Source organism: Salinicoccus siamensis (genome assembly GCF_055391965.1).
The window spans coordinates 169705-191745 of the sequence record NZ_AP043765.1 but is presented as its reverse complement, the minus strand read 5'-3'; the positions used below and the strand labels follow the sequence as shown (position 1 = coordinate 191745).

The window sequence follows — 22041 nt, the reverse complement described above, 5'->3', positions numbered from 1 at the left end:
TATTCATATCAACATTACAGAGGGCAATTCTGATCGATAGGCGGTTATCCTTTCAGCAGCCGGATAATCTCTTATTTCCGCTCAATGACCATACTCGGGGTCTCTGTTGTAATAATCATAAGGTATTGATTCACAGGGTGCAACAAGTTTGCTTATTTTATGTCAGCTTCTGAATTCTGGTAAGAGTCTTTTCCTTACCGATGAGCGCAATGGCGTCCGGCAGTTCCGGTCCACGCGTCTGGCCGGTCACGGCGACACGGATCGGCATGAAAAACTTCTTGCCTTTATAGCCCGTGGATTTCTGGACATCTTTTATTGCGGCTTTGATCGCTTCAGGAGTGAATGTTTCAAGCTCACTGAAACGGGCGTGGAGTGCCGCCATCAGCTCAGGTATATGCTCCTGTGAAATCACTTCGTTCGCTGCCTCGTCAAACTCGATCTCTTCTTTGAAGAACTGTTCCGACAGCGTTGTAATCTCTCCTGCAAAACTCATCTGCTCCTGATACAGGGCAACAAGTTTGCGGGCCCAGGCCAGCGACTCTTCAGATGCATTCTCTTCAAGTAACCCTTCCTTCACAAGATGTGGCAAGGCCATATCAAAAACGGTCTCCGTGTCTTTCTCTTTCATGTACTGGTTGTTGATCCAAGTCAGTTTCTGCTTGTCGAAGAAAGCAGGTGACTTCGACAGGCGCGTTTCATCGAACAATTCGATGAACGCTTCTTTGGAGAATATTTCCTCTTCCCCTTCAGGCGTCCATCCGAGCAGGGCGATGAAGTTGAAGAGCGCTTCCGGCAGATAGCCAAGTTCTTTATATTGTTCGATGAACTGGATGATGGAACCGTCCCTTTTGGACAATTTCTTTTTCTCTTCATTGACTATGAGCGTCATATGGCCAAATTTCGGTTCTTCCCAGCCCATCGCCTCATAGATCATCTGTTGCTTCGGTGTGTTGGAGATATGGTCATCTCCCCTGAGCACATGCGAGATTTCCATCATATGATCATCGACCGCAACTGCGAAGTTATAGGTCGGTACGCCATTTTTCTTCACAATGACCCAGTCGCCGATGCCATTTGAATCGAAGGACACTTCACCTTTGACGATATCATCGAATTTATATGCCTTGTCGGCAGGCACACGGAAGCGGATGCTCGGCTCCCTGCCTTCATCGATGAAGGCTTGTTCCTCTTCGGGTGTGAGGTTGGCATGTTGGCCGCCGTAGCGTGGCATTTCACTGCGGGCGATCTGCGCTTCCCGTTCTGCCTCAAGCTCCTCTGAAGTCATGTAGCAACGGTACGCTTTATTTTCTTTAAGCAGCTGGTCGATGATCGGCTGATAGATGTGCTGCCGTTCCGATTGGCGATATGGGCCGTAGCCGCCATCACGGTCGACGCTCTCATCCCACTCGAGTCCAAGCCACTTGAGGTAATGCAGCTGAGACTCCTCGCCACCTACTATATTCCTCGACGTATCGGTATCTTCGATGCGGATGATGAAATCACCGTCGTAATGGCGGGCAAACAGATAGTTGAACAGTGCAGATCGTGCGTTTCCGATATGCAGGTATCCCGTTGGGCTCGGTGCATATCTTACTCTTACTTTACTCATGGTCATTCCTCCGTTTTTCTATTAATACTACAGCCTCAGAAGCGATGCCCTCGCCCCTGCCTGTGAATCCGAGTTTCTCGGTCGTCGTCGCCTTGATGTTGACGTTATCCACCGACGTCAAAAGAAGAGACGCGGTAACATCGCGCATAGCATCGATATGGGGTCTGAATTTCGGTTCTTCCGCCATTATGACAGCGTCGATATTCCCTATGATGTATCCTTTTTCGTGCATCATTTCCACCACTTCGCCAAGCAGCACTTTTGAGTCCATATCCTTGAATTCCTCATCCGTATCCGGGAAAAATTTGCCGATATCGCCGAGTGCGAGCGCCCCGAGTATTGCATCCGCAACGGTGTGGAGCAGTACATCTGCATCAGAATGGCCTTTCAGCCCACGATCATGCGGGATATCAATGCCGCCGACGATCAGCGGGCGGCCTTCTTCAAATGCATGCACATCAAAGCCATGTCCAATCCTAAACATGTCATCCCTCCCCCTTATTCATGATGGATTGTGCCACTTTCAGATCTTCCCTAGTCGTTATCTTAATATTATCATATGTCGATGGGGTGACGTGGACACTTACTCCCAACGCCTCCACCATCATGGAATCATCAGTGACCGACAATTCATTTTCCAACGCATTCCGGTAGGCAGACATCAACAGTTCGTAATCGAATGCCTGAGGGGTATGGACCGCAACCACCTGGTCACGGTCGATGGTCGCCTCGACGGTACTTCCATCTATGCGCTTCAGTGTATCTTTCGGTCTCACTCCGCAGATCACCGCCTTATGGACCGGCACCGCTTCCTTCAGATGGGTAAGCGTCTCTTCTGAGACAAATGGCCGGGCGCCGTCATGGACGAATACGTAGTCTGCCGGTTCAATCGCGCCCAGCACATTGTATATGCTGTGCTGCCGCTCTTTCCCGCCCTCGATTATGCCCCTGACTTTTGTGCACCCCGCTAAGATTTCATGAAGGGTGCCGATTTCATCCTTGCGGCCGGCCAGATAGATGGCATTGCAGTCGGGATCCGCTTCAAATTTTTCCACGGTCATGCGTATGACCGGCACTTCACCGAGGGGGATGAAGATCTTGTTGTAATCCGTGTTCATCCTGCTTCCCATGCCGGCAGCCGGGATGATTACTGTATATTTCATCATTTCCTCACTCTCTTTGCAAACACGATACGTCCTGAATTGGTCTGGAGCACACTGACGACTTCCACGGTGATGGTTTTGTTGATATCTGCCTTGCCATCTTCGACGACCACCATTGTGCCGTCCTCCAGATACCCGACGCCCTGGTTTTCTTCCTTACCCGTCTTTGATACAAGCAGGCTGAACCGATCACCCTGGATGACGGCCATTTTGATGGCATCTGACAGCTCATTGACATTGAGCACTTTTATCTGATGGAGTTGGCACACCTTATTAAGGTTGTAGTCCGTTGTTATGATGGCACCTTTTTCAGCTTTTGCGATTTCAATCAGCTGATGGTCGACATCAAGCTTGTCGTACTCGACATCCCTGATTTCAACATCAGCGGCATTCTGCTTTTGCAGGGCATTCAACATATCCAAGCCCCGCTGTCCCTTGTCACGCTTGATCGGGTCGGTTGCGTCAGCGATCAATTGAAGCTCATCAAGCACGAACTGCGGGATGACAAGCACACCTTCTATGAACCCGGTTTTTGCTACATCCACTATTCTACCATCTATGATCGCACTCGTATCAAGGAATTTTTTGGAGTTCTTATATTCTTTTTCTTTAGCTTTGGAGAAATTGCCCGGCAGGAAATCAAGCACCTCACCGAATTTCTTGAGCCCGATCTGGAACCCGAGGTATCCGAGGATTACAGCCACTACAAACGGGACGATATCGCGGACTATAGGAATGTCCATGGCATTTATCAATAAGGATATCAAAACAGCAAGCAACAGTCCGATAAGCGTCCCCAATGTGGCGGACACAATCTCCGCAAGACTCCGGTTCAGGATGAGGCCCTCGCTTCGTCTTATAAGGCTTTCGACTTTCGGCAGGGTCCATGAGAAGAAGACGAGAAAAAGAAGCAGACCCGAAAGCCCGAAGACGAGCACATTATCCAATATGAGCGGGATGTCCCAAGGCAGAATTTCAAATATCAGGGGCATCAGCCAGACGCCCAGGGAAATTCCAATCAATACATACAATACATAAAGCAGATACCTCAACATAACCATTCACCTCCTGTTTTATTTGGATATCGCCATCTTCAGGGCATCCTTCAGATTACGCACACTCACGACTTCTATATCATCCGGTACATTCAGGCCGCTCATATTCGAAGCTGGAATGACCGCGCGGTTAAAGCCGAGTTTGGCAGCCTCCTGCAGGCGCTGATCGATCTTGGTGACCCGTCTGACTTCGCCAGTCAATCCGACTTCTCCGATGAAGCAGTCGTCCCCTCTTATCGAAGCACCTTTGAAGCTTGAAGCAATGCTGACGACGATGCTGAGGTCGACTGCAGGCTCGTCGAGACGGACGCCGCCGGCCACTTTGATGTAGGCATCATGCTGCTGCATAAGCAGCCCTTCGCTTTTTTCGAGTACCGCCATAAGGAGTGAAAGACGGTTATGGTCGACGCCGGTCGCCATGCGCCTCGGGTTGTGGAAATGGGTCGGCGTCACGAGTGCCTGGACCTCAACCAGCAGTGCCCGTGTGCCTTCCATGGTAGCCACGATCGCCGAACCTGGTACATTCTTGGAACGCTCTTCAAGGAATATTTCAGAAGGGTTGAGCACTTCTTTGAGCCCTTCGTTCTTCATCTCGAACATGCCCATCTCATTCGTCGACCCGAAGCGGTTTTTGACGGCACGCAGCATCCTGTAGGTATGATGCTGATCCCCTTCAAAGTAGAGGACCGTATCCACCATATGTTCAAGTAGCCTAGGTCCCGCAATCTGTCCATCTTTCGTCACATGTCCGACGATGAAGGTTGCGATATTGCCGCTTTTGGCGATATTCATGAGGCTCTGGGTACACTCCCTGACTTGCGCCACACTGCCCGGGGCGCTCGTCACGTCTGGGTTGAAGATGGTCTGGATCGAATCGATGATGAGGAAATCGGGATCCAGCCGCTTTATTTCGTCATGGATGTAGTAGAGGTTGGTTTCGCTGTAGACATTGAGGTTGTCGCTCGCTTCCAGCAGTCGGTCTGCCCGGAGTTTGATCTGTTCCGTCGATTCCTCGCCTGAAACATACAGCACTTCGTGATTCTCGGATAGAGCCAGGGCCGTCTGTAGCAGGATGGTCGATTTGCCGATCCCCGGGTCCCCACCGATCAGGATCAATGAGCCGTTCACTATCCCCCCGCCGAGCACCCGGTCGAACTCGGGGCTTTGCGTCTTCGTCCTCGGGGTGTGGCTTTTCTTGACCCGTTCGAGTTTCTGGCTGCGTTGTCTGGTGTCGGTTTCCACCTTGCCGAAAGTTCCCCTACCCTTTGTTTCCTTATGGACGATCTTTTCCTCCATCTGGTTCCAGGCACCGCAATTCGGGCATCTGCCCATCCACTTCGGCGATTCATGTCCGCAGGCCATGCATTCAAAAACATTTTTCGCTTTCGCCATATATAAGCCTCTCCTGTAGTTCGATTTTATTATTATATAGTGTATAACTATTACATGTAATTTTAAAGTAGTAGCCATCAGAACTGCCATTAAGCGTGGAAGTATGAAGAAAAAGGCCGGGCGGTGGGCCCGCCCGGCCTTTATGCATCTATTCTGCTGCCACTGCGTCTTTAGTTTTCACGTCGAATTCGTCGTTTTTATAGTCGATTGTGACGACCTTGCCTTCAAGCTCTTCCCCGGATAGGAGGGACTCACTGAGCCGGTCTTCAATATGGCGCTGTATCGACCGTGCAAGCGGCCTTGCACCGTATTCCGGATCATAGCCTTCGTCAGCGATTTTCTCCTTGGCCGAATCCGTCACTTCAAGATGGATATCCTGGCCACCGAGACGGTCTCTCAGCTGATCGATCATAAGCGAGACGATCTGCTTGAGGTGCTTCTTCTCGAGGCTGTGGAAGACGATGATGTCATCCACACGGTTGATGAATTCCGGACGGAATGTGTTTTTCAGTTCTTTCATCATCGTGCTTCTGATCGTATCGTAGTCCTGGCTATCGTCTGTCGTGCCAAATCCTACGAACTTGTTGTCCTTGAGTTCCTGGGCACCGACGTTTGATGTCATGACGATGATCGTGTTGCGGAAATCGACGGTGCGGCCGTTCGAATCGGTCAATCGTCCATCATCCAACACTTGGAGGAGCATATTGAATACGTCAGGGTGCGCCTTTTCGATCTCATCAAACAAGACAAGGGAATAAGGTTTTCTCCTCACTTTTTCTGTCAGCTGTCCACCATCATCATAGCCGACGTAGCCAGGAGGCGAACCGACCAGACGGGAGACGGAGTGCTTCTCCATGTACTCACTCATATCGACGCGGATCATGGCTTCTTCCTCGCCAAACATCGATTCACTGAGCGCACGGGCAAGTTCAGTCTTACCGACACCCGTTGGACCGAGGAAGATGAAGCTTCCGATCGGACGCTTAGGATTCTTCAGACCTGCACGGGCCCGTCTGACCGCTTTCGAGATGGAGGCCACTGCATCTTCCTGACCGATTACACGGTCGTGAAGGATACTCTCCAAGTTCAGCAGGCGCTCCGACTCCTCTTCTGCGATCTTAGCCAGCGGTATGCCGGTGATACCGCTGATGACCAGCTCGATGTCGCCCTTTTCGACAGATTGAGAAGCCTGGCCCTGTTCCTTCTTCCAGTCATCCTCACGCTTTTTGAGTTCTGCTTCAAGTTTGCTCTGCTTGTCCCGATAACTTGCCGCCGCTTCAAATTCCTGGCTCTGCACCGCGGAATCCTTCTCTTTCTTGACGGCTTCGAGCTTGCTTTCAAGATCTTTCAGATCTGGAGGGGAAGTGTAGCTTCTGAGCCTCACTTTAGAGGATGCCTCATCGATCAGGTCGATCGCCTTATCCGGCAGATACCTGTCCTGTACATAACGGTTACTCATGATAGCCGCCGCTTCAAGCGCCTCATCTGTAATCGTGATCCTGTGGTGCGCTTCGTAGCGGTCCCTGAGTCCTTTAAGGATGAGGATCGCATCTTCAACACTCGGTTCATCCACCTGGACAGGTTGGAAACGACGTTCCAGTGCCGCATCTTTTTCGATATGCTTACGGTACTCTTCAAGCGTCGTGGCACCGATGCACTGCAGCTCACCGCGTGCCAATGCCGGCTTCAGGATATTGGATGCATCGATGGCACCTTCTGCGCCGCCCGCACCGATCAACGTATGGAGTTCATCGATGAACAGCACGACGTTCCCGGCCTTATGGATTTCATCCATCATTTTCTTCATGCGCTCTTCGAATTCACCGCGGTATTTCGTACCCGCAACGACCGTGCCCATATCCAATGACATGACACGCTTATCCTTCAGCGTCTCAGGCACTTCATTTTTGACGATGGCCTGCGCCATTCCTTCAGCGATGGCCGTCTTACCGACACCCGCTTCACCGATGAGGACAGGGTTGTTCTTCGTCCTTCTGCTCAGCACCTCGATGACACGGGTGATCTCTTTGGAGCGTCCGATCACCGGATCGAGCATCTCATCACGTGCAATCTGTGTCAGATCACGCGCCAGGGAATCGAGCGTTGGTGTATTGTGGTCTTTCTTCAGATTGTCCTTCTGCTGGAACGCATCCGGATTGCCGAGCATCTTGATGACGGCCGCCCGTGCTTTTGTGATGTTCAAGTCAAGATTGGCCAGCACGCGTGCTGCCACACCTTCGCTCTCCCTTATCAGGCCGAGCAGGAGGTGTTCCGTGCCGACGAAATTATGGTGGAGTTTCCGCGCTTCATCCATGGATAGCTCGATCACCTTTTTGGCCCTCGGCGTGTAATGGATGGAAGACGATGGTTCCGTCCCTTCGTTGATCAGGTTGAATACTTCTTCTTTGACCTTTTCTTCTGTGATGTTGAAGGAGACGAGCACTTTTGCCGCAATGCCTTCATTTTCCTTCGCAAGACCGAGCAGAAGATGTTCTGTCCCGATGTTCGAATGTTTGAGGTTGATCGCTTCTTCCTGTGCGTACGCTAATACTTTCTGCGCACGTTCTGTCAGTCGTCCAAATAGCATACTTTATTCCCCTCCTATTAAATATCTCATCATCGTTGCACGCTCTTCTTCAACAGCCTGCTCAAGTGATGTGTATGTGCCTTCTTTATCATTCAGACGCATTTTGATGAATGCCGGCTGGATGAGTTGAATCCATTTCTGGAAATGAAAATGTGGGAGTTCGATCAGATCGAGGTCGATTCCGAACTTGATGTCGCTCAAGCATTTCGCCGCTTCGTTCAAAGACAGCTTATAGGCATGTCCCAAAAGGCCGAGCGAGCGGTGGACCGCATCTTTTACGTCCAGGAGATGTTCATCTTCAAGCCATGAGCGCATCTCAATCTCCTCTTCGATGATCCTCTGCTTCAGTTCGTCCAGAGTGGTGATGATCTCATCCTCCGTCTGCCCGAGCGTCAACTGGTTTGACAGCTGATAGATATGGCCGAGCGGCACCGAACCTTCTCCATATATTCCCCTTAATACGAAACCGAAACGACTCAAATTTCCAGCCATGCGCTGGATGCGTTTGCTTGAAGTGAGCGCCGGGAGATGCAGCATCACAGAAGCCCGGAGGCCTGTGCCGACATTCGTCGGACAGGCTGTCAGGTAGCCGTACCGTTCATCAAAGGCATAGTCCAGCTCATGTTCGATCCTGTCATCTATATCGTTGGCCTTCCGGTAGATGTCCATCATGTGTTGGCCTGACCCCATCGCCTGGATGCGCAGATGGTCTTCTTCATTCACCATGACGGAGATCGACTCGTCTTCATTGGTGTAGTTCTTCACTCCCTGCTTGGTGAACAGGGGGCTCACCAGATGCTTTTCGACCAGCAGCGCCTTATCCTCAAACTTGAGGTCCGCCATATCCTTCTGGTCGTACCCCTCAAGCACCCCGTCCAGGCGCTCCACGATCTGCTCGATCCCACTACTGTTCTGCATCATATGGGGGTAGGGGATATGATCGATGTTGCGCGCCAGACGGATGCGGGTCGACATTTCAACCGGCTGCTCTTTGACGTCATGCATCCATGGGCTGATGTTTTTATATTCCATCATCTTCACCCAACCTTTCCAAAGCGCGTATCTCATCCCTGACGACGGCCGCTTCTTCGAATTCCTGGGTGTCGATGAGCGTCTGGAGCTTGGCCTTCAGCTGCTCCATCTTGCGCTTCGTCTTCAAGTATTCCTTCGACTTCTCCGGCATCTTGCCGACATGCTCAGTCTGATTGGCCTGCACACGGGCCACGATATCCGGCAGGCGCGCCTCGAATGTGCGGTAGCAATCGGGGCAGCCGAACTTCCCGGCCTGCACGATGCTGTTCAACGTGGAACCGCAAGTGCCACACTGCAGCGGTTTTTTCTGCTGCTGATGCAACGCAGGCTGTTGGGACAGCGATTGGAGCAGTTTCTGGATGTTGAAGGTGTCATCCGGATAGCTGAAATCATTCTCGAATGATGCATTGGCACATTGTTCGCACAGGAACCGCTCGCTCTTCTCCAGTCCATCGCCTTTCGATATATGGATGCTTGCTTCCCTTTCGTTGCATGACTCACACTTCATTCCATCACTCCTCACTGTATAGGATGACATCCATCACCCTCTTGAGTATCTTCGCACGCAGACGATCCCGGTACGGCAGCTCGAGCATCAATGTCTCACGGTCCATTACTGCACTTATGATCTTCGCCTCTTTTTGCGTCACCACTTCGTTTTCATACAACGACTGGATGATATGTTTGGCATTCTGCTGCGACAGCTGATTCCCGACCAGCTGCTTCAGATGGGCAAGGTATTCCGCTTTGGAATGCGTCTCGACTTTAGTGATCCTTATATACCCGCCGCCACCCCTTTTACTCTCAACCGTGTAACCGTGCTCGTTGGTAAAGCGCGTCTTTATTACGTAGTTCAGCTGCGAAGGCACACAATCGAACTTTTCTGCGATGTGCGCACGTTTTATTTCGACGACCTCAGTGCCGGACTCCTCTATCAGCTTTTTGAGGTACTGTTCAATTATATCTGACATGTTACGCATTTCATCACCTCTTTTGACCTTCTTTGACTTTGATTATATAGGCTGTGAATCAATATAGCAAATGGAAAGTTCCATGGATTCGCCCTTTATTTCTGTAAACGTTTGCATTATAATTAACCAGGATACATATCCATCGTTCCAGACGCATACAGTCATTCATTCAGACTACGGTAATATAATGGCTTAAAAAATAACTCTACGAGGTGAAAGTATTGAATATTCTAATGGGAATAATCGGTATCCTGTTTACATTCTTCCTGGCTTGGCTCGTCAGCAGCAACCGCAAGCTTGCGTTCAAAAAATGGAAGAACATCATCATCCTGCTTGGCGTCCAGCTGATTTTTGCATTCGTCCTCCTTTCCACTGGCGCAGGCCAGTTCCTCATAGAAGGTCTGGCCAACGGGTTCAACGCCCTACTCGGATTCGCGGCTGAAGGTGTCGGCTTCGTCATGGGGGATCTGACGGTAGGTGAAGACGGCGGCGTCGCTGACGTATTCTTCTTCAACGTCCTCCTTCCGATCATCGTCATCTCCGCCCTGATCGGCATCCTGCAGTATACGAAGATTCTGCCGCTCATCATCCGCGGACTCGGTATACTGCTTACGAAAATAACCGGAATGGGGTATCTTGAGTCCTATAACGGAGCTGCATCCATGCTCCTTGGACAATCAGAAGTGTTCATTTCATTGAAGAACCAATTGCCGCACCTGCCGAAACACCGTCTCTATACGCTTTCGGCACAGGCGATGAGTTCAGTGTCACTATCCATCGTCGGCGCCTACATGACCATGCTCGATCCACAGTATGTCGTGACGGCGATCGTCCTTAACCTGTTCGGTACTTACGTGATTGTGCACATCCTTAATCCATACGACGTAACCGACGCTGAAGACGAGGCCGATGTCGATGACAATCCAGACGCCGGCAAGTCATTCTTCCAGATCCTCGGCGACTACATCATGGATGGTGCCAAAGTTGCCATGACAGTTGCGGCCATGCTGATCGGTTATATCGCATTGATTGCGATTCTGAACCAGGTCTTCCTGCTCATCCCGGGCATGGAAATCACCTTCCAGGACGTACTCGGCTACATCTTCATGCCACTCGCATTCCTCATCGGAATCCCTTGGGCTGAAGCGCAGCAGGCAGGTAGCCTGATGGCGACGAAGCTCATTACCAACGAGTTCGTGGCAATGCTCGACTACACTGCGATTGCAGACGATTTCAGCAGAAAATCCCAGGCGATGATCTCAGTCTTCCTTGTATCATTCGCCAACTTCTCAAGTATCGGCATCATTGCAGGTTCTGTTAAGGGACTGCATGACGGAAGCGGCAATAAAGTCGCCACCTTCGGCCTGAAGCTCGTCTACGGGGCGTCACTCGTCAGTGTGCTGACAGCTGCGGTAGTCGGCATATTCGCTTAAATGACAATTTATATGCATACAAAAAACAGGCCATATGGCCTGTTTTTTTCATTTTTATAGATACCTTCAGTTGACTTTGCTTGATGAATTACCTGATACTGCCTATGAGATAAAAATTTGATGGAGCGATTAATATGAGAATAGGCGTCATTGCAGATCTGCATATCGATCGTAGGCAGACCCGCTATACAATCCAGGATTTTGAACATGTACTGACATGGGAAATCCACAAGCAGCAAATAGAACTGTTGCTCATAGCAGGCGATATCGCCAGCGATTACCGCATCACCCTTGAGTTCGTCTATACGCTTATGGACAAGACAGGAATCGATATCCGCTTCGTCCCCGGCAACCATGATTATTGGCAACCCGAAGCAGGCCATATATCCACCCCTGAAATCCATCAGCTCTATAAAGAAGAACCGACAAGCATGATAGATGCCCCGCTGATTATAGATGACCAGTGGGCCATCGTCGGCAACAGCGGCTGGTATGATTATTCCTACGCAGATCCACGGTTTTCCCGGGAAAAGATCGCGACGGGGAAATTCTCCGGCGGCACCTGGCAGGATAAAATCCGCGCCAACTGGTCGATGGACGACCCAGCGGTATCAAAAGCATTTGCACAATCCGCAAAACAGGACCTCGAGCGCGTCGGCAACCGCAACATCATCCTGATGACGCACGTCGTCACCCATCCACGGTTTGTAGTCCCTACACCCCACCGCCTATTCGACTTCTTCAACGCATTCATCGGCACATCCGACTTCGACCCACTCTACAAAGAATTCCCCATACGCTACAGCATCATGGGGCACGTCCACTTCCGCCACCAGATCACAGACGGCGGCATCCACTACATCTGCCCATGCCTCGGCTACCAGCGTGAATGGCGGACGGACGATTTGGCCACGGAAGTTGCCGATGCTTTGACGGTGATTGAGGTGTAGGGTGGATTAAAGCCCGTGATGACGAATAAGCAGAAAAGCATCATCCATCTACATAGATGGATGATGCTTTTTGTTTTCCAATCACTAATAGTTGTATTTGAAAACGTTTACAAATATAATTGGAGTACTATATGAAACTGGGGTGATATGTATGGCAAATGTAAATCAAGACAGACTCAAACTGTACGTTTTGGACAATGGAACCTTAAAGATGGATAAGAATCTGATGATCGCCAACTCCAATCAAGCCACGCTCGATAATCCCAACGCTCCGAACGAGATGATTGAATTCCCCATCTACACTGTCTTCATCGACCATCCCGAAGCAAAAATCCTTTTCGATACCGCCTGTAACCCGAACGCCATGGGGAAAGATGGCAGATGGATAGAGCAGACCCAGAAAGCCTTCCCCTACTCAGCAAGCGAAGAATGCTATCTCCCAAACAGGCTCGAGCAGATCAATGTAGACCCTAAAGAAGTCGATTATGTAGTCGCCTCCCACCTCCACCTCGACCACGCCGGTTGCCTAGAATATTTTACGAACGCTGTAGTGATCGTACATGACGATGAATTGAACGGTACGATGCAGACATATGCGAGAAATCAGAAGGAGGGAGCTTATATCTGGGCAGATATCGATGCCTGGATCAAGAATGACCTGACATGGAAGACCATAAAGTCTTATGAAGATAACCTCGAAATCGTCAAAGGCGTCAAAGTCTTGAATTTCGGCAGCGGCCACGCCTGGGGCATGATCGGTTTGGAAGTCGAAACAGGCGAACTCGGTACGCTTATCCTCGCATCTGATGCCATCTATACAAAAGAAAGCATGGAATCTCCAATCAAGCCGCCCGGCATCCTATATGATTCCATCGGATGGGCGCGCTCTGTTGAGAGGATCAAACGTATGGCAAAAGAGAAAGACGCTCAGATATGGTTCGGTCACGATGGTGATCAATTCGAAGGGTTCAGAAAATCCACCGAAGGATACTACGAATAAGCAATCTTTTAAAGGAGGATTACATGAAGATAAAAGCAGCAGTTCTGCATGAGATGGGGTTGTCTAAACCGTACGCCGAAAGCAAGCCGTTAAAAATTGAAACTCTGGAGTTGGATGAACCTACAAAAAATGAAATCCTCATTAAAATAGGAGCAGTCGGTCTATGCCATTCAGACTTATCCGTGATAAACGGAAGCCGCCCGAGACCGACTCCAATGGCACTGGGCCATGAAGCGGCCGGGGAAATCATGCAGGTCGGAGAAGATGTAACAGATCTTGAAGTCGGAGACCATGTCGTTTGCACCTTTGTACCAAGCTGTGGCTATTGCCTCCCTTGTAAGGAAGGGAGGCCTGCCCTTTGCGAAAATGGAGCAGCTTCCAACGAAAAGGGAGAAATGCTTGATGGGGGCAGAAGACTCCACAACGATGATGGAGAAGTGAATCATCACCTGGGTGTTTCAGGCTTTGCCACTCATGCGGTTGTATCAGCAAACTCTGTTGTAAAAGTCGATCCGAAGGTACCTTTAGAAGAAGTGGCCATTTTCGGGTGTGCCGTAATCACCGGTATTGGCGCAGTCATAAACACGGCCCAGATAAAACCGGGAAGCACGGTCGCCGTAATCGGACTTGGAGGCATTGGACTCAATGCTGTCATGGGGGCAAAACTGGCCGGTGCCGGCAAAATCATTGTCTTGGACATCAATCCAAACAAGTTTGATTTCGCCAAAAAATTAGGCGCCACCCATGTATTCGACTCTTCTGATGAAAATGTTGTGGAGGATATCAAAACCAGCACCTCAGGAGGAGTCGACTATGCATTCGAAACAGCCGGCGCCGTGCCGGCGATGGAAGTCGCCTATAAAATAACCAAACGCGGCGGCATGACAGTCACAACCGGCCTGCCCGACCCTAAGCATAACCTCTCATTCCCGCAAGTCACTCTGACGGCAGAAGAAAGAACCATAAAAGGTTCCTATGTAGGCAGCTGTGTTCCACTTCGCGACATTCCGAGATTTATGGAACTCTATCAGCAGGGAAGACTCCCAGTCGATGATCTACTGTCAGATACCTTGCCATTGGAAGATATCAATGAAGGATTCGACCGTCTGGAAAAAGGTGAAGATGCAAGACTTGTCATTAAAATGGAGTAATAAAAAGAATAGAGATTCTAATTACGCTACTATCGCCTAGATATCACAGTTTTTAATTTCATCTGTGGTATCTAGCCATTTTTTAATGGTCAGCTATCGATTACATTGAAGGTGAGGTACTTGCTATTTAGTATTAATAAATCCGCTTGATTAACGAATGATAATCTACTTTATTGAATTGAAGATTGTTACTACGTAAGTAGAGTCCGTCAAAAAAGCCTTGTTTAGTAAGCTGGAATTCACTTTCACTTCGATTCATGCTCGCCTTTTATGTATAAAGTCCCACTATATTATGTCATTTTACTATTTTAAATCAATACATAAGACAGATTAGAATTTCGTAATTCAGTTTGTATCCTGATAAAATAAATATCAATAATAGTATTTGGGTTTTTTTCTTTCTTTGATTTCAGTCTTATCGACCAACCATATTGCATCAGCAACCTCGTCCAATATCTTCCTTTTTATAACTATATTAATCGGCTCTTCTACTTTGTGGGAAGGAGATGTCCTATATAAATAGATGTTCTTTGATGTGGAAGTTTGTAGTGTTTTCTTTCCCACCTCTTCTTGATTGATCAGTTGATCACTTTCATTCACTAAACTTTCTTTTGTCACCTTATAGGAGTTCAATTTGTTCCAAAGCCTATCTTTTTCTATTAATAACAATTCAACATTGGTAATATCCTCAAAATTTCCCAACTGTCGGGCATCTTTTATCACAGAACTATTTGGATATACCAACAGATAATGGGTTGTCTTTAAATCTTCCCTTATAAACCACCCTTCTGAAAAATTGTTGTTCCTCCTTTTGAATTTTATTTCAAAGGCGAATGTCGGCAGTTTTTTATTCAAATAGTCCAGTTGTGCTTTCTCGTCTACACAGAACAATTTTTCATTTTGGGTTTTATAGACTATATCGATACCTTTCTTTTGTATCTCCTCTTCTTTTCTTTCGAATTCGTCGGCTCTCCTAGATATGAAACTAAAGCGCCCAGTTTCAAGCCTGGCCATCTTGGGATAAAAATATTTATCCAACCACTTAGCGACCATCTGCTCATTATTACTATCATTTATGAAGTTTGATTTCATAACATCGTCACGCCCTTCATTCAGATAATATGATGAATAGCTATATATTCATCTGCTTCGTTCTTTTGCATTTTCTATGAATGCAATTATTTCCTCAACCGTTTTATCCAAATCTTCTCTGACTTCATGTTCCCACACTCTTTTTAGGTTCCATCCACCATTTCTGTAATATTGATTTACTTCCTCATCCCTTTCTTTATTGCGCTTAAATTTTTTTCTCCAGAATTCTGTGTTGCTTTTGGGCATATTGCCATGTATTGGACATTGGTGCCAAAAGCAGGAGTCAATGAAAATTACTATCTTGTATTTTTTTATGGATATATCGGGGGTTCCGAACATTTCACGCGTGTTTCGCCTAAAGCGATATCCTTTCTTCCATAACTCGCTTGCGACTATCGATTCCAGTTTTGATACTGCTTTTATGGCACTCATCGTCTTGCTTCTTTGCTCAGGAGTCATCCTATCAGCCATGAAATCACACCTCCAGAGATTCTTACTGTTGTTGGCGGATGGTCATACATTAATCTCTTAGATCAACGACACCATTTAATGAGGCCAGTCACTACATCTCGTAATCTACAATCTTTATCAAGTAATCAAATCCTTGACCAAGCTCCTTACGAACCTGTTATTGAACCAGAAGGCATGTCCCGGTATATATTGGCCATCAGGCAAGGTCACCATACTCTTTTCCCTATTGGTTCCTTTTGTCCTCAGATGACATATGCCATTGAAATCCGATTTAGGAAAATTATTCCTCGTTTGTCCACCTACACGCCATTCTTCAAATCCTTCATTCAATATATGCTTCACTTCGTTATAGAACTTCTTGATTTCAGCATCCAACAAATCTTTTGGTACATGCCAGAGTCTTATGCCTTTCAATACTGGGAGGTTCTGCTCATTTTCCTGGTAGACGACAAGCAGCCATTTAGTCGACTCCATTTCCATTTTAAGACTGGATTCTTCCCAATTTTCTTCAAGTATCTCCTCATAATTCACATTGCCGAATGACATACTTTCTTTAGTTATGCCACTACTGGTGGCTTTGACCGTCTTGAATTTAATGTTGAGCTTAGAAAATTCTTCTATCTGATGTAAGGCGGTGCCTTGGATACCCAGGATGCGGCTGGTCAGCAGAGCAAGCTTATTCTTGGCTTCACTCAATTGATAGTCAAGTTCTTCTGCTATTTCGTCCGCTGTTTTACCGATATAAGGGCGAAATTTATCATGCAACAATTCTTCAAATGTCTGATCTTTTAATTCATCTGGGCTGGTGAATGAAATCAATTTTGCATTCTTAATATATTTTCTTACCAGTGCTGTCATATATCCCTGCTTGAGGGAGTAGGCCCTCTGTTTCGCAGGAATGGGGGAGAAGGGTTGTTTTCTGACCGATTTTGCCGTGGCCCCCTTGGTGCACGCACCCAATATGTTGGTATCCCCTTCAGATAGCCTATGCGCTTCTCCGTTTAAAATCTTTTGTTTTATATTCTGGAAATCCTGCTTTATTATTTCCAGGTCAGTCTCAGAAAACTCATGTAGCACCGTCTTCACTATCTGGAAGTTTCGATAATCGGGCTTACCTTCTTCATCTCGTGTGTATGTATAGAAGAATATCAACAACTTTGCATTCTTTTTCCAGAAGCTGGATTTATTGAATTCAACTGTTGCTTCATGTCTATAATCTATGATGTTAAGGACCATCCGTTCCTTGGCAGATAGCTGACCATTCTTTAACTTCTTCAGGCCAGTGGTTTTCAGTTCCACACCAACGTCTGCAAAGTCTGGCTCAGGTTTGGAATTCACCTCATAGCCAAAGTAGCTTGCCTCTATGATTGTACCGACTTTCCCCTTCACATTTGTATTCTCCAGCATCCCCTTCTTGTCTATGTCTTTAAGGTATTCGCCTTCCGCTTCCCGTGCATAGCTGACAAGATCATCTATGGTTTCATATTCGAAAGCCATATTACCCCTCCTTTAATCCTGATTTTACCATATCTTTATCAGAATAATAAAAATAGCCAAAGCGGATGCTTTGGCTTACAGAAGTTCCAATTGTGTTATGTTTTCAGGGTATTCAATATCTATCTTTTCTATTTCATTGCCCATCCTTGTTATGAGGGGGACAACAAGTGCATTACCCATGCAGAAGTATCTTGTGCGTTCCGGCATCGTATCTGTCCATCCATCCGGGAACCCATTCAGCCTCTCTGCTTCTATAGGGGTCAGTGTCCTGTATTTCCCATCCATTTTAATCAGATGAGTACTTCTGTTTATTGACCCCTCACTGGTAAGCATTGTCCTCCCTGGGAGATCAAGTGAATCACTTTCACTCATTCCACCTTCCGTATAGAAGTATTTATGCCCATTTTTAGCGGTTCTCTCTTCTTTCTTCTGGCCACGGAGATATTTGAACTTCTCCAATTTTTCTCCATCTACAACATATTTCCCATCATAATTTTCTTCTATGATCTCTCTTAAAGGAGTTGCAGGCTCTTCCACAGGTATCGTGTGGATAGTTGTGATTTCCCCGTTCCTCATGATGCCTGTATTGTGGAATTCAAATGAGAAGTTGTCCGATACATCTACGATGTCTCCTGAAATTTCGGTTTCAGCCACTCTGTTCTTGTAGGGTTCCTCTTTTACAGGAAATGCCCGAGCGAACATCCCTTTGTTATAAAGAAAATCTTCCCCATTTAATTTAGCCATCTCCTTACCGTAAGTCATATTACGACGATAAGCGAATATGAATATCCTTCTTCTTCTCTGGGCATTACCGTACTCTGCTGCATTGATTACACGCCATTCAACATCATATCCCAACTCATGTAGGGTTGAGAGCATAACCGCAAAGTCTCTTCCCCGTTGCTTGGAGGGGGATTTGAGGAGTCTATCAACGTTTTCCAACAATACATACTTAGGTATGGTGTTTTGTATGAAACGAGTAATCTCCCAGAAAAGCACACCTTTTTTGCCTGAGATGCCCAATTCACCGTTCAAAGATCTCGCCACGGAATAATCTTGGCAAGGGAAGCCTCCCACAATCAAATCCGCATTTGTTTCTGACATTTCTCTGTCAGTCACTTCAGCTATATCTTCATTTACGTGCTTACCTGTTTCAAACCTGGAGGCATAGCAATCAAAGGCATGCTGCACTTTCTTGCCCGGTTCCCACTGATTGGCCCAGGTCACTTCAAATCTATTCAATTCAGTATTTTCTAGTCCTAGCCGAAAACCACCTACACCAGCAAACAGTTCGACTACTTTTAGTTTTTCCAATGGATTATCCACCTTTTATATGGATTTATTCTGATATTATAATAGTATATTATACCACACAACATCATGAGGATCAAGAAAAGGAAAGTCATTTCCTCACAATCATAGTAATCCTTCATCCCCTCCATCCAATTCGCTTTGACTTCTTATCGTAGAGCCCAATAAGTCTTATCAAGAAATGAAAAAATCTTCACTTCATTTGCTGTATAGGAATTCTGGGACTTTGCTCGACCTGCTCATATATTAATATCTCCCCTCAATTTCTGTTCACTTTCTGCCATCATATTTTTGAACTCTTCGTAGCTCTCTACCTCCATAGGCACCCTTATCCCCAATTTCGTTACTGTCACACTTTGCTTTCGCTTCCCACTCCCCTTTTTGGCTCCAAAGTTTACGCCTTCCAAAAGTTCCATAGACCGCTTCGGCTCCCTGGCATTTTCCATTATTGAGTGTGGATAGATATAATAACCCTCAATCGAGTCAAACCGATACATATAGGATAAAATCTGGTGGTAGTCGGGACCGGATATGTTATGGCTTGGCTTATATTTTGCATCAGCGATAATTCTTCCCTCATCACGTGATATGAAATCAGGATAGATTTTTCCAGCACCGCCTGAGAACAGATAATTTGCTCCTGTCCCATCTGTATTACTTGGGTGATAGAACAAATCACCTAATATAGTGTTCACATATTCTTCAAATAACCATGCTCCATCCAATACGAGCCCATAAAATTTTTCTTTGCTGTCACTTGTGAAAAGGATGTTCTGACTTTCGAGGATGGCAATGCATAGTTTCTGTAACTGTTCATACTCCTTGTAGTAGACATGTTTGACTACATTACGCCTGTTGAGTTCAATCAGTTTTTCCATAGAGCCATTAATCGATGTTGCGACACTTTCAATCATTCTTATATTTTCGTATGTAGAATGTGACGCTGTCAGAATCCGATGGTAACGTCTATGGTGTTTTATAAACTGTATAGTGTGATGGATAAGTTGAATAACCGGATTATCATAACTATATTCTCTATTTGTGTAAGATATGTTGCCAGTAAACGGAACGTTAGTTTTGATGTGACGTGCAACTTCAATTTTACCTTTTAAGGCAGAATTATTATGCCGCTTCACCTGATACTCTTTATAGATTCCCTTCGCCAATGCTTTATTTAAAATTGAAGGGAAGAGAAGCACCATGAAATCTAAGAAACCCGTGTTCGATTTCATGCCGGTCGAAAAATTTAATGGTGTAATTCCATATACTTTGCTTAGCATGTACTGCAGAAAATAGTTATTCCTACTATCATCAAATCTACTGACGATACTGAGGGCATCCCCACTGTTACCAAAGAACCCCAGCAAATTGGATGACTTCAACTTCTCTTGAGTTGTTTCTATTACTTTTCGATCGTCATCAATATGTTGTTCTTCATTGTTTGGGAAAATAAGCATGCCAGATTTTGTTAACTCCCCCATAGTCTTGTTCTGTAGATATCGAATAACACTGTTTTCAGTAAATTCATCCTTGAGCTTCATTTGGGAGTTATCTTTTAAGATTATATGTTGGCGCTCCATACTACTCCTCCTCTTTACCGAGGTAGTAGGCCTCCTTGAGCTGATTCAAATGTTCTTCTGCATCCATATGATTTCTCAAATACTCTTTAAGCAATGGATGTATGAACTCATCCCATAGCACTTCGAAGTCATAATCTACATCTTTCAGCTTCAAGAAATAACTTGGCCCTACATGGTAAGCCTTATCCAACCCTGGAATGTCTTCTATCTTCTCATTTACACTTGTCAGTCGCTCTTCTACATCATCTACTGTGACCCGGCTCTCATCCAATTGCTTCAGCATGCTCAGACTATCTTTTGCTTCGATCTCTATAAATCTGAATCGCCTGCGCATAGCAAAGTCGAAACTTTCCACGCTTCTGTCTATATCGTTCATGGTTCCGATTATATAGACATTTTCAGGCACATAGAACTTTTCATGGAATGGATATTCTGCTCCAGAATGCAATGTATGATATTGGGTCATAACGGCTCCTTTTTCTCCTCTGTACCCGGGATCAAGAGAGAAGAAGAGTTCCCCAAATATTTTAGATATCTCCCCTCTATTAATTTCATCGATTATAAAAACATATTTCTTTTCACTCTCTTCTCCATAACCTTGAAGCTCGTGGTTTTCTTTCATATACTCAAGCACTGCCCTCATATAATTATCATATGCATTAGAAGGACGTCCCTGCTCTCCTCTATAGACATTATATAAATTCTGCTTAGTTAAAGTGCCTGCCTTTATGTCCGTAAATCGAAGCGTATCTTTAGCCGATAATTGGAACTTAATCATATTTCTTTCTGTTAGAGATGGTATAGATAGTTCTTCTTTCTCTCTCGCTTCCTCGAGTAACATTTCCCAAGCCTCATCAAAGTTATCCATCGCTGATTGATTACACCTTGCCTTATCACAGAACTTCATGAAAGTGCCCGGCATTATTTCAAATCCAATCTCATTGTTGCCATAATGTTTTGTCCTTAAGCCTTCCACAAAGTCTGTATAATCATAACTCGGATGGAATTGGACAAATTCCACCTGATCTTCATTGTCCCCCGTTATCTGTTTGGCTAATTCCATTGCCATATAAGATTTACCAGTCCCCGGCGGTCCATGAAGAATGATATTTTTTGAACTCAATAATCTCTCCTTTAGTTCCCGTGTACTACTCTCAGCACCAGATTCTTGAGTAAAATCGTTATACAGCATAATCATATTTTTAAGCATGTCTTCATAATCTTTTTGATTTTCTAGTCTCAAACCGTCTTCAGCGACATACCACTTTTTATAGTAAGAGTGAAGGCCTCTTCCATTAGGTTCGGGTAAGGTCTTATCCAACTTTGAGTACTCCTGCTTTGTGGAAAGGAAGAAGGCTTTCCGTCCCCATTGTTGACCCTGCCAATCGTAAAACAGGCTGAGCCACCATATATTGACGTATGGATAGGCATTCAATGAGTTATTGCCATGAGCAAAAGATCGTTGAACTTTATACTTGTCCCTTGAAACGATTATGGGCTTCTTAGTACCTCCAACAACATAATTATCAAGAGTTCTGCCGCGTTTATCTTTCGATTTCCGTCCCAGAGAGTTCTTGCATATTTCCAAAAAACTGTCTACATATTCTATAAAAGCTTGGATGTCCTTCTCTGAAAGTTCTACCTCTCTTAACATATTAATCTTCCTCACTTAGTCTTTTCTTTAATAATATCACTTTCCAAATTCAAGGAGATATAAATGTGGTTTATTACTCCTATATTTCAAGAT

The 22041-nt window shown here is 46.2% G+C and carries 19 protein-coding genes; 4 read left to right on the top strand and 15 right to left on the bottom strand.

What is annotated here, in order from left to right; all coding sequences use genetic code 11:
- Positions 1–157 precede the first annotated feature (157 nt).
- The 9 genes from gltX to ACZ5LF_RS00945 all read right to left on the bottom strand — a co-directional run bounded on the left by gltX (position 158) and on the right by ACZ5LF_RS00945 (position 9818).
- Entirely contained in the window at positions 158–1609 is a 1452-nt protein-coding gene (gene gltX / locus ACZ5LF_RS00985; protein WP_380570731.1) for a glutamate--tRNA ligase, read from the bottom strand.
- Entirely contained in the window at positions 1602–2093 is a 492-nt protein-coding gene (gene ispF / locus ACZ5LF_RS00980; protein ID WP_380570730.1) for a 2-C-methyl-D-erythritol 2,4-cyclodiphosphate synthase, read from the bottom strand. The genes gltX and ispF overlap by 8 nt, the downstream gene beginning before the upstream one ends.
- A gap of 1 nt (position 2094) precedes the next feature.
- Positions 2095–2775, bottom strand: coding sequence for a 2-C-methyl-D-erythritol 4-phosphate cytidylyltransferase (ispD, locus tag ACZ5LF_RS00975; protein ID WP_380570729.1), 681 nt, complete (start codon positions 2773–2775; stop codon positions 2095–2097).
- The gene (locus ACZ5LF_RS00970) at positions 2772–3827 is read right to left on the bottom strand and encodes a PIN/TRAM domain-containing protein (RefSeq protein WP_380570728.1); all 1056 of its coding nucleotides are present in this window, start codon (positions 3825–3827) and stop codon (positions 2772–2774) included. Before ACZ5LF_RS00970 ends, ispD begins: the two co-directional genes overlap by 4 nt.
- A gap of 18 nt (positions 3828–3845) precedes the next feature.
- Positions 3846–5219, bottom strand: a complete 1374-nt coding sequence (radA, locus tag ACZ5LF_RS00965) for a DNA repair protein RadA (protein WP_380570727.1) — start codon at positions 5217–5219, stop codon at positions 3846–3848.
- A 148-nt stretch (positions 5220–5367) separates the two neighbouring features.
- Complete coding sequence (locus ACZ5LF_RS00960; protein ID WP_380570726.1) at positions 5368–7806, bottom strand: ATP-dependent Clp protease ATP-binding subunit; 2439 nt, start codon at positions 7804–7806, stop codon at positions 5368–5370.
- 3 nt (positions 7807–7809) lie between these two features.
- Positions 7810–8841: a hypothetical protein gene (locus tag ACZ5LF_RS00955; protein ID WP_380570725.1), complete on the bottom strand. Its 1032-nt coding sequence runs from the start codon at positions 8839–8841 to the stop codon at positions 7810–7812.
- Positions 8828–9346, bottom strand: coding sequence for a UvrB/UvrC motif-containing protein (locus tag ACZ5LF_RS00950; protein WP_380570724.1), 519 nt, complete (start codon positions 9344–9346; stop codon positions 8828–8830). The genes ACZ5LF_RS00955 and ACZ5LF_RS00950 overlap by 14 nt, the downstream gene beginning before the upstream one ends.
- Positions 9347–9350: 4 nt before the next feature.
- Positions 9351–9818: a CtsR family transcriptional regulator gene (locus ACZ5LF_RS00945; protein ID WP_380570723.1), complete on the bottom strand. Its 468-nt coding sequence runs from the start codon at positions 9816–9818 to the stop codon at positions 9351–9353.
- 212 nt (positions 9819–10030) lie between these two features.
- On the opposite strand from ACZ5LF_RS00945, the gene ACZ5LF_RS00940 reads away from it, so the two are divergent.
- From ACZ5LF_RS00940 to ACZ5LF_RS00925, 4 genes are all read left to right on the top strand, one after another.
- The gene (locus ACZ5LF_RS00940; protein WP_380570722.1) at positions 10031–11242 is read left to right on the top strand and encodes a NupC/NupG family nucleoside CNT transporter; all 1212 of its coding nucleotides are present in this window, start codon (positions 10031–10033) and stop codon (positions 11240–11242) included.
- A 134-nt stretch (positions 11243–11376) separates the two neighbouring features.
- Positions 11377–12192, top strand: a complete 816-nt coding sequence (locus tag ACZ5LF_RS00935; RefSeq protein ID WP_380570721.1) for a metallophosphoesterase — start codon at positions 11377–11379, stop codon at positions 12190–12192.
- Positions 12193–12343: 151 nt separating this feature from the next.
- Positions 12344–13192 (top strand): AhlS family quorum-quenching N-acyl homoserine lactonase, encoded by an 849-nt coding sequence (gene ahlS, locus ACZ5LF_RS00930; protein WP_380570720.1) that lies wholly within the window; start codon positions 12344–12346, stop codon positions 13190–13192.
- A 23-nt stretch (positions 13193–13215) separates the two neighbouring features.
- Entirely contained in the window at positions 13216–14343 is a 1128-nt protein-coding gene (locus ACZ5LF_RS00925; RefSeq protein ID WP_380570719.1) for a zinc-dependent alcohol dehydrogenase family protein, read from the top strand.
- Positions 14344–14715: 372 nt separating this feature from the next.
- Here the strand turns inward: ACZ5LF_RS00925 and ACZ5LF_RS00920 are convergent, their stop codons facing one another.
- From ACZ5LF_RS00920 to ACZ5LF_RS00895, 6 genes are all read right to left on the bottom strand, one after another.
- Positions 14716–15435, bottom strand: coding sequence for a hypothetical protein (locus ACZ5LF_RS00920; RefSeq protein WP_380570718.1), 720 nt, complete (start codon positions 15433–15435; stop codon positions 14716–14718).
- Between the two features lie 48 nt (positions 15436–15483).
- On the bottom strand, positions 15484–15906 hold the full coding sequence (locus tag ACZ5LF_RS00915) for a very short patch repair endonuclease (RefSeq protein WP_380570717.1): 423 nt from the start codon (positions 15904–15906) through the stop codon (positions 15484–15486).
- Between the two features lie 117 nt (positions 15907–16023).
- Positions 16024–17403 carry a Sau3AI family type II restriction endonuclease gene (locus tag ACZ5LF_RS00910; protein ID WP_380570716.1) on the bottom strand — a complete coding sequence of 460 codons (1380 nt, stop codon included), beginning with the start codon at positions 17401–17403 and terminating at the stop codon, positions 16024–16026.
- Between the two features lie 75 nt (positions 17404–17478).
- A complete protein-coding gene (gene dcm, locus ACZ5LF_RS00905; protein WP_380570715.1) occupies positions 17479–18717 on the bottom strand; it encodes a DNA (cytosine-5-)-methyltransferase in 1239 nt (412 codons plus the stop codon).
- Positions 18718–18953: 236 nt separating this feature from the next.
- Complete coding sequence (locus tag ACZ5LF_RS00900) at positions 18954–20294, bottom strand: 5-methylcytosine restriction system specificity protein McrC (RefSeq protein WP_380570714.1); 1341 nt, start codon at positions 20292–20294, stop codon at positions 18954–18956.
- 1 nt (position 20295) lies between these two features.
- Entirely contained in the window at positions 20296–21948 is a 1653-nt protein-coding gene (locus tag ACZ5LF_RS00895) for an McrB family protein (protein ID WP_380570713.1), read from the bottom strand.
- Positions 21949–22041: the final 93 nt, after the last annotated feature.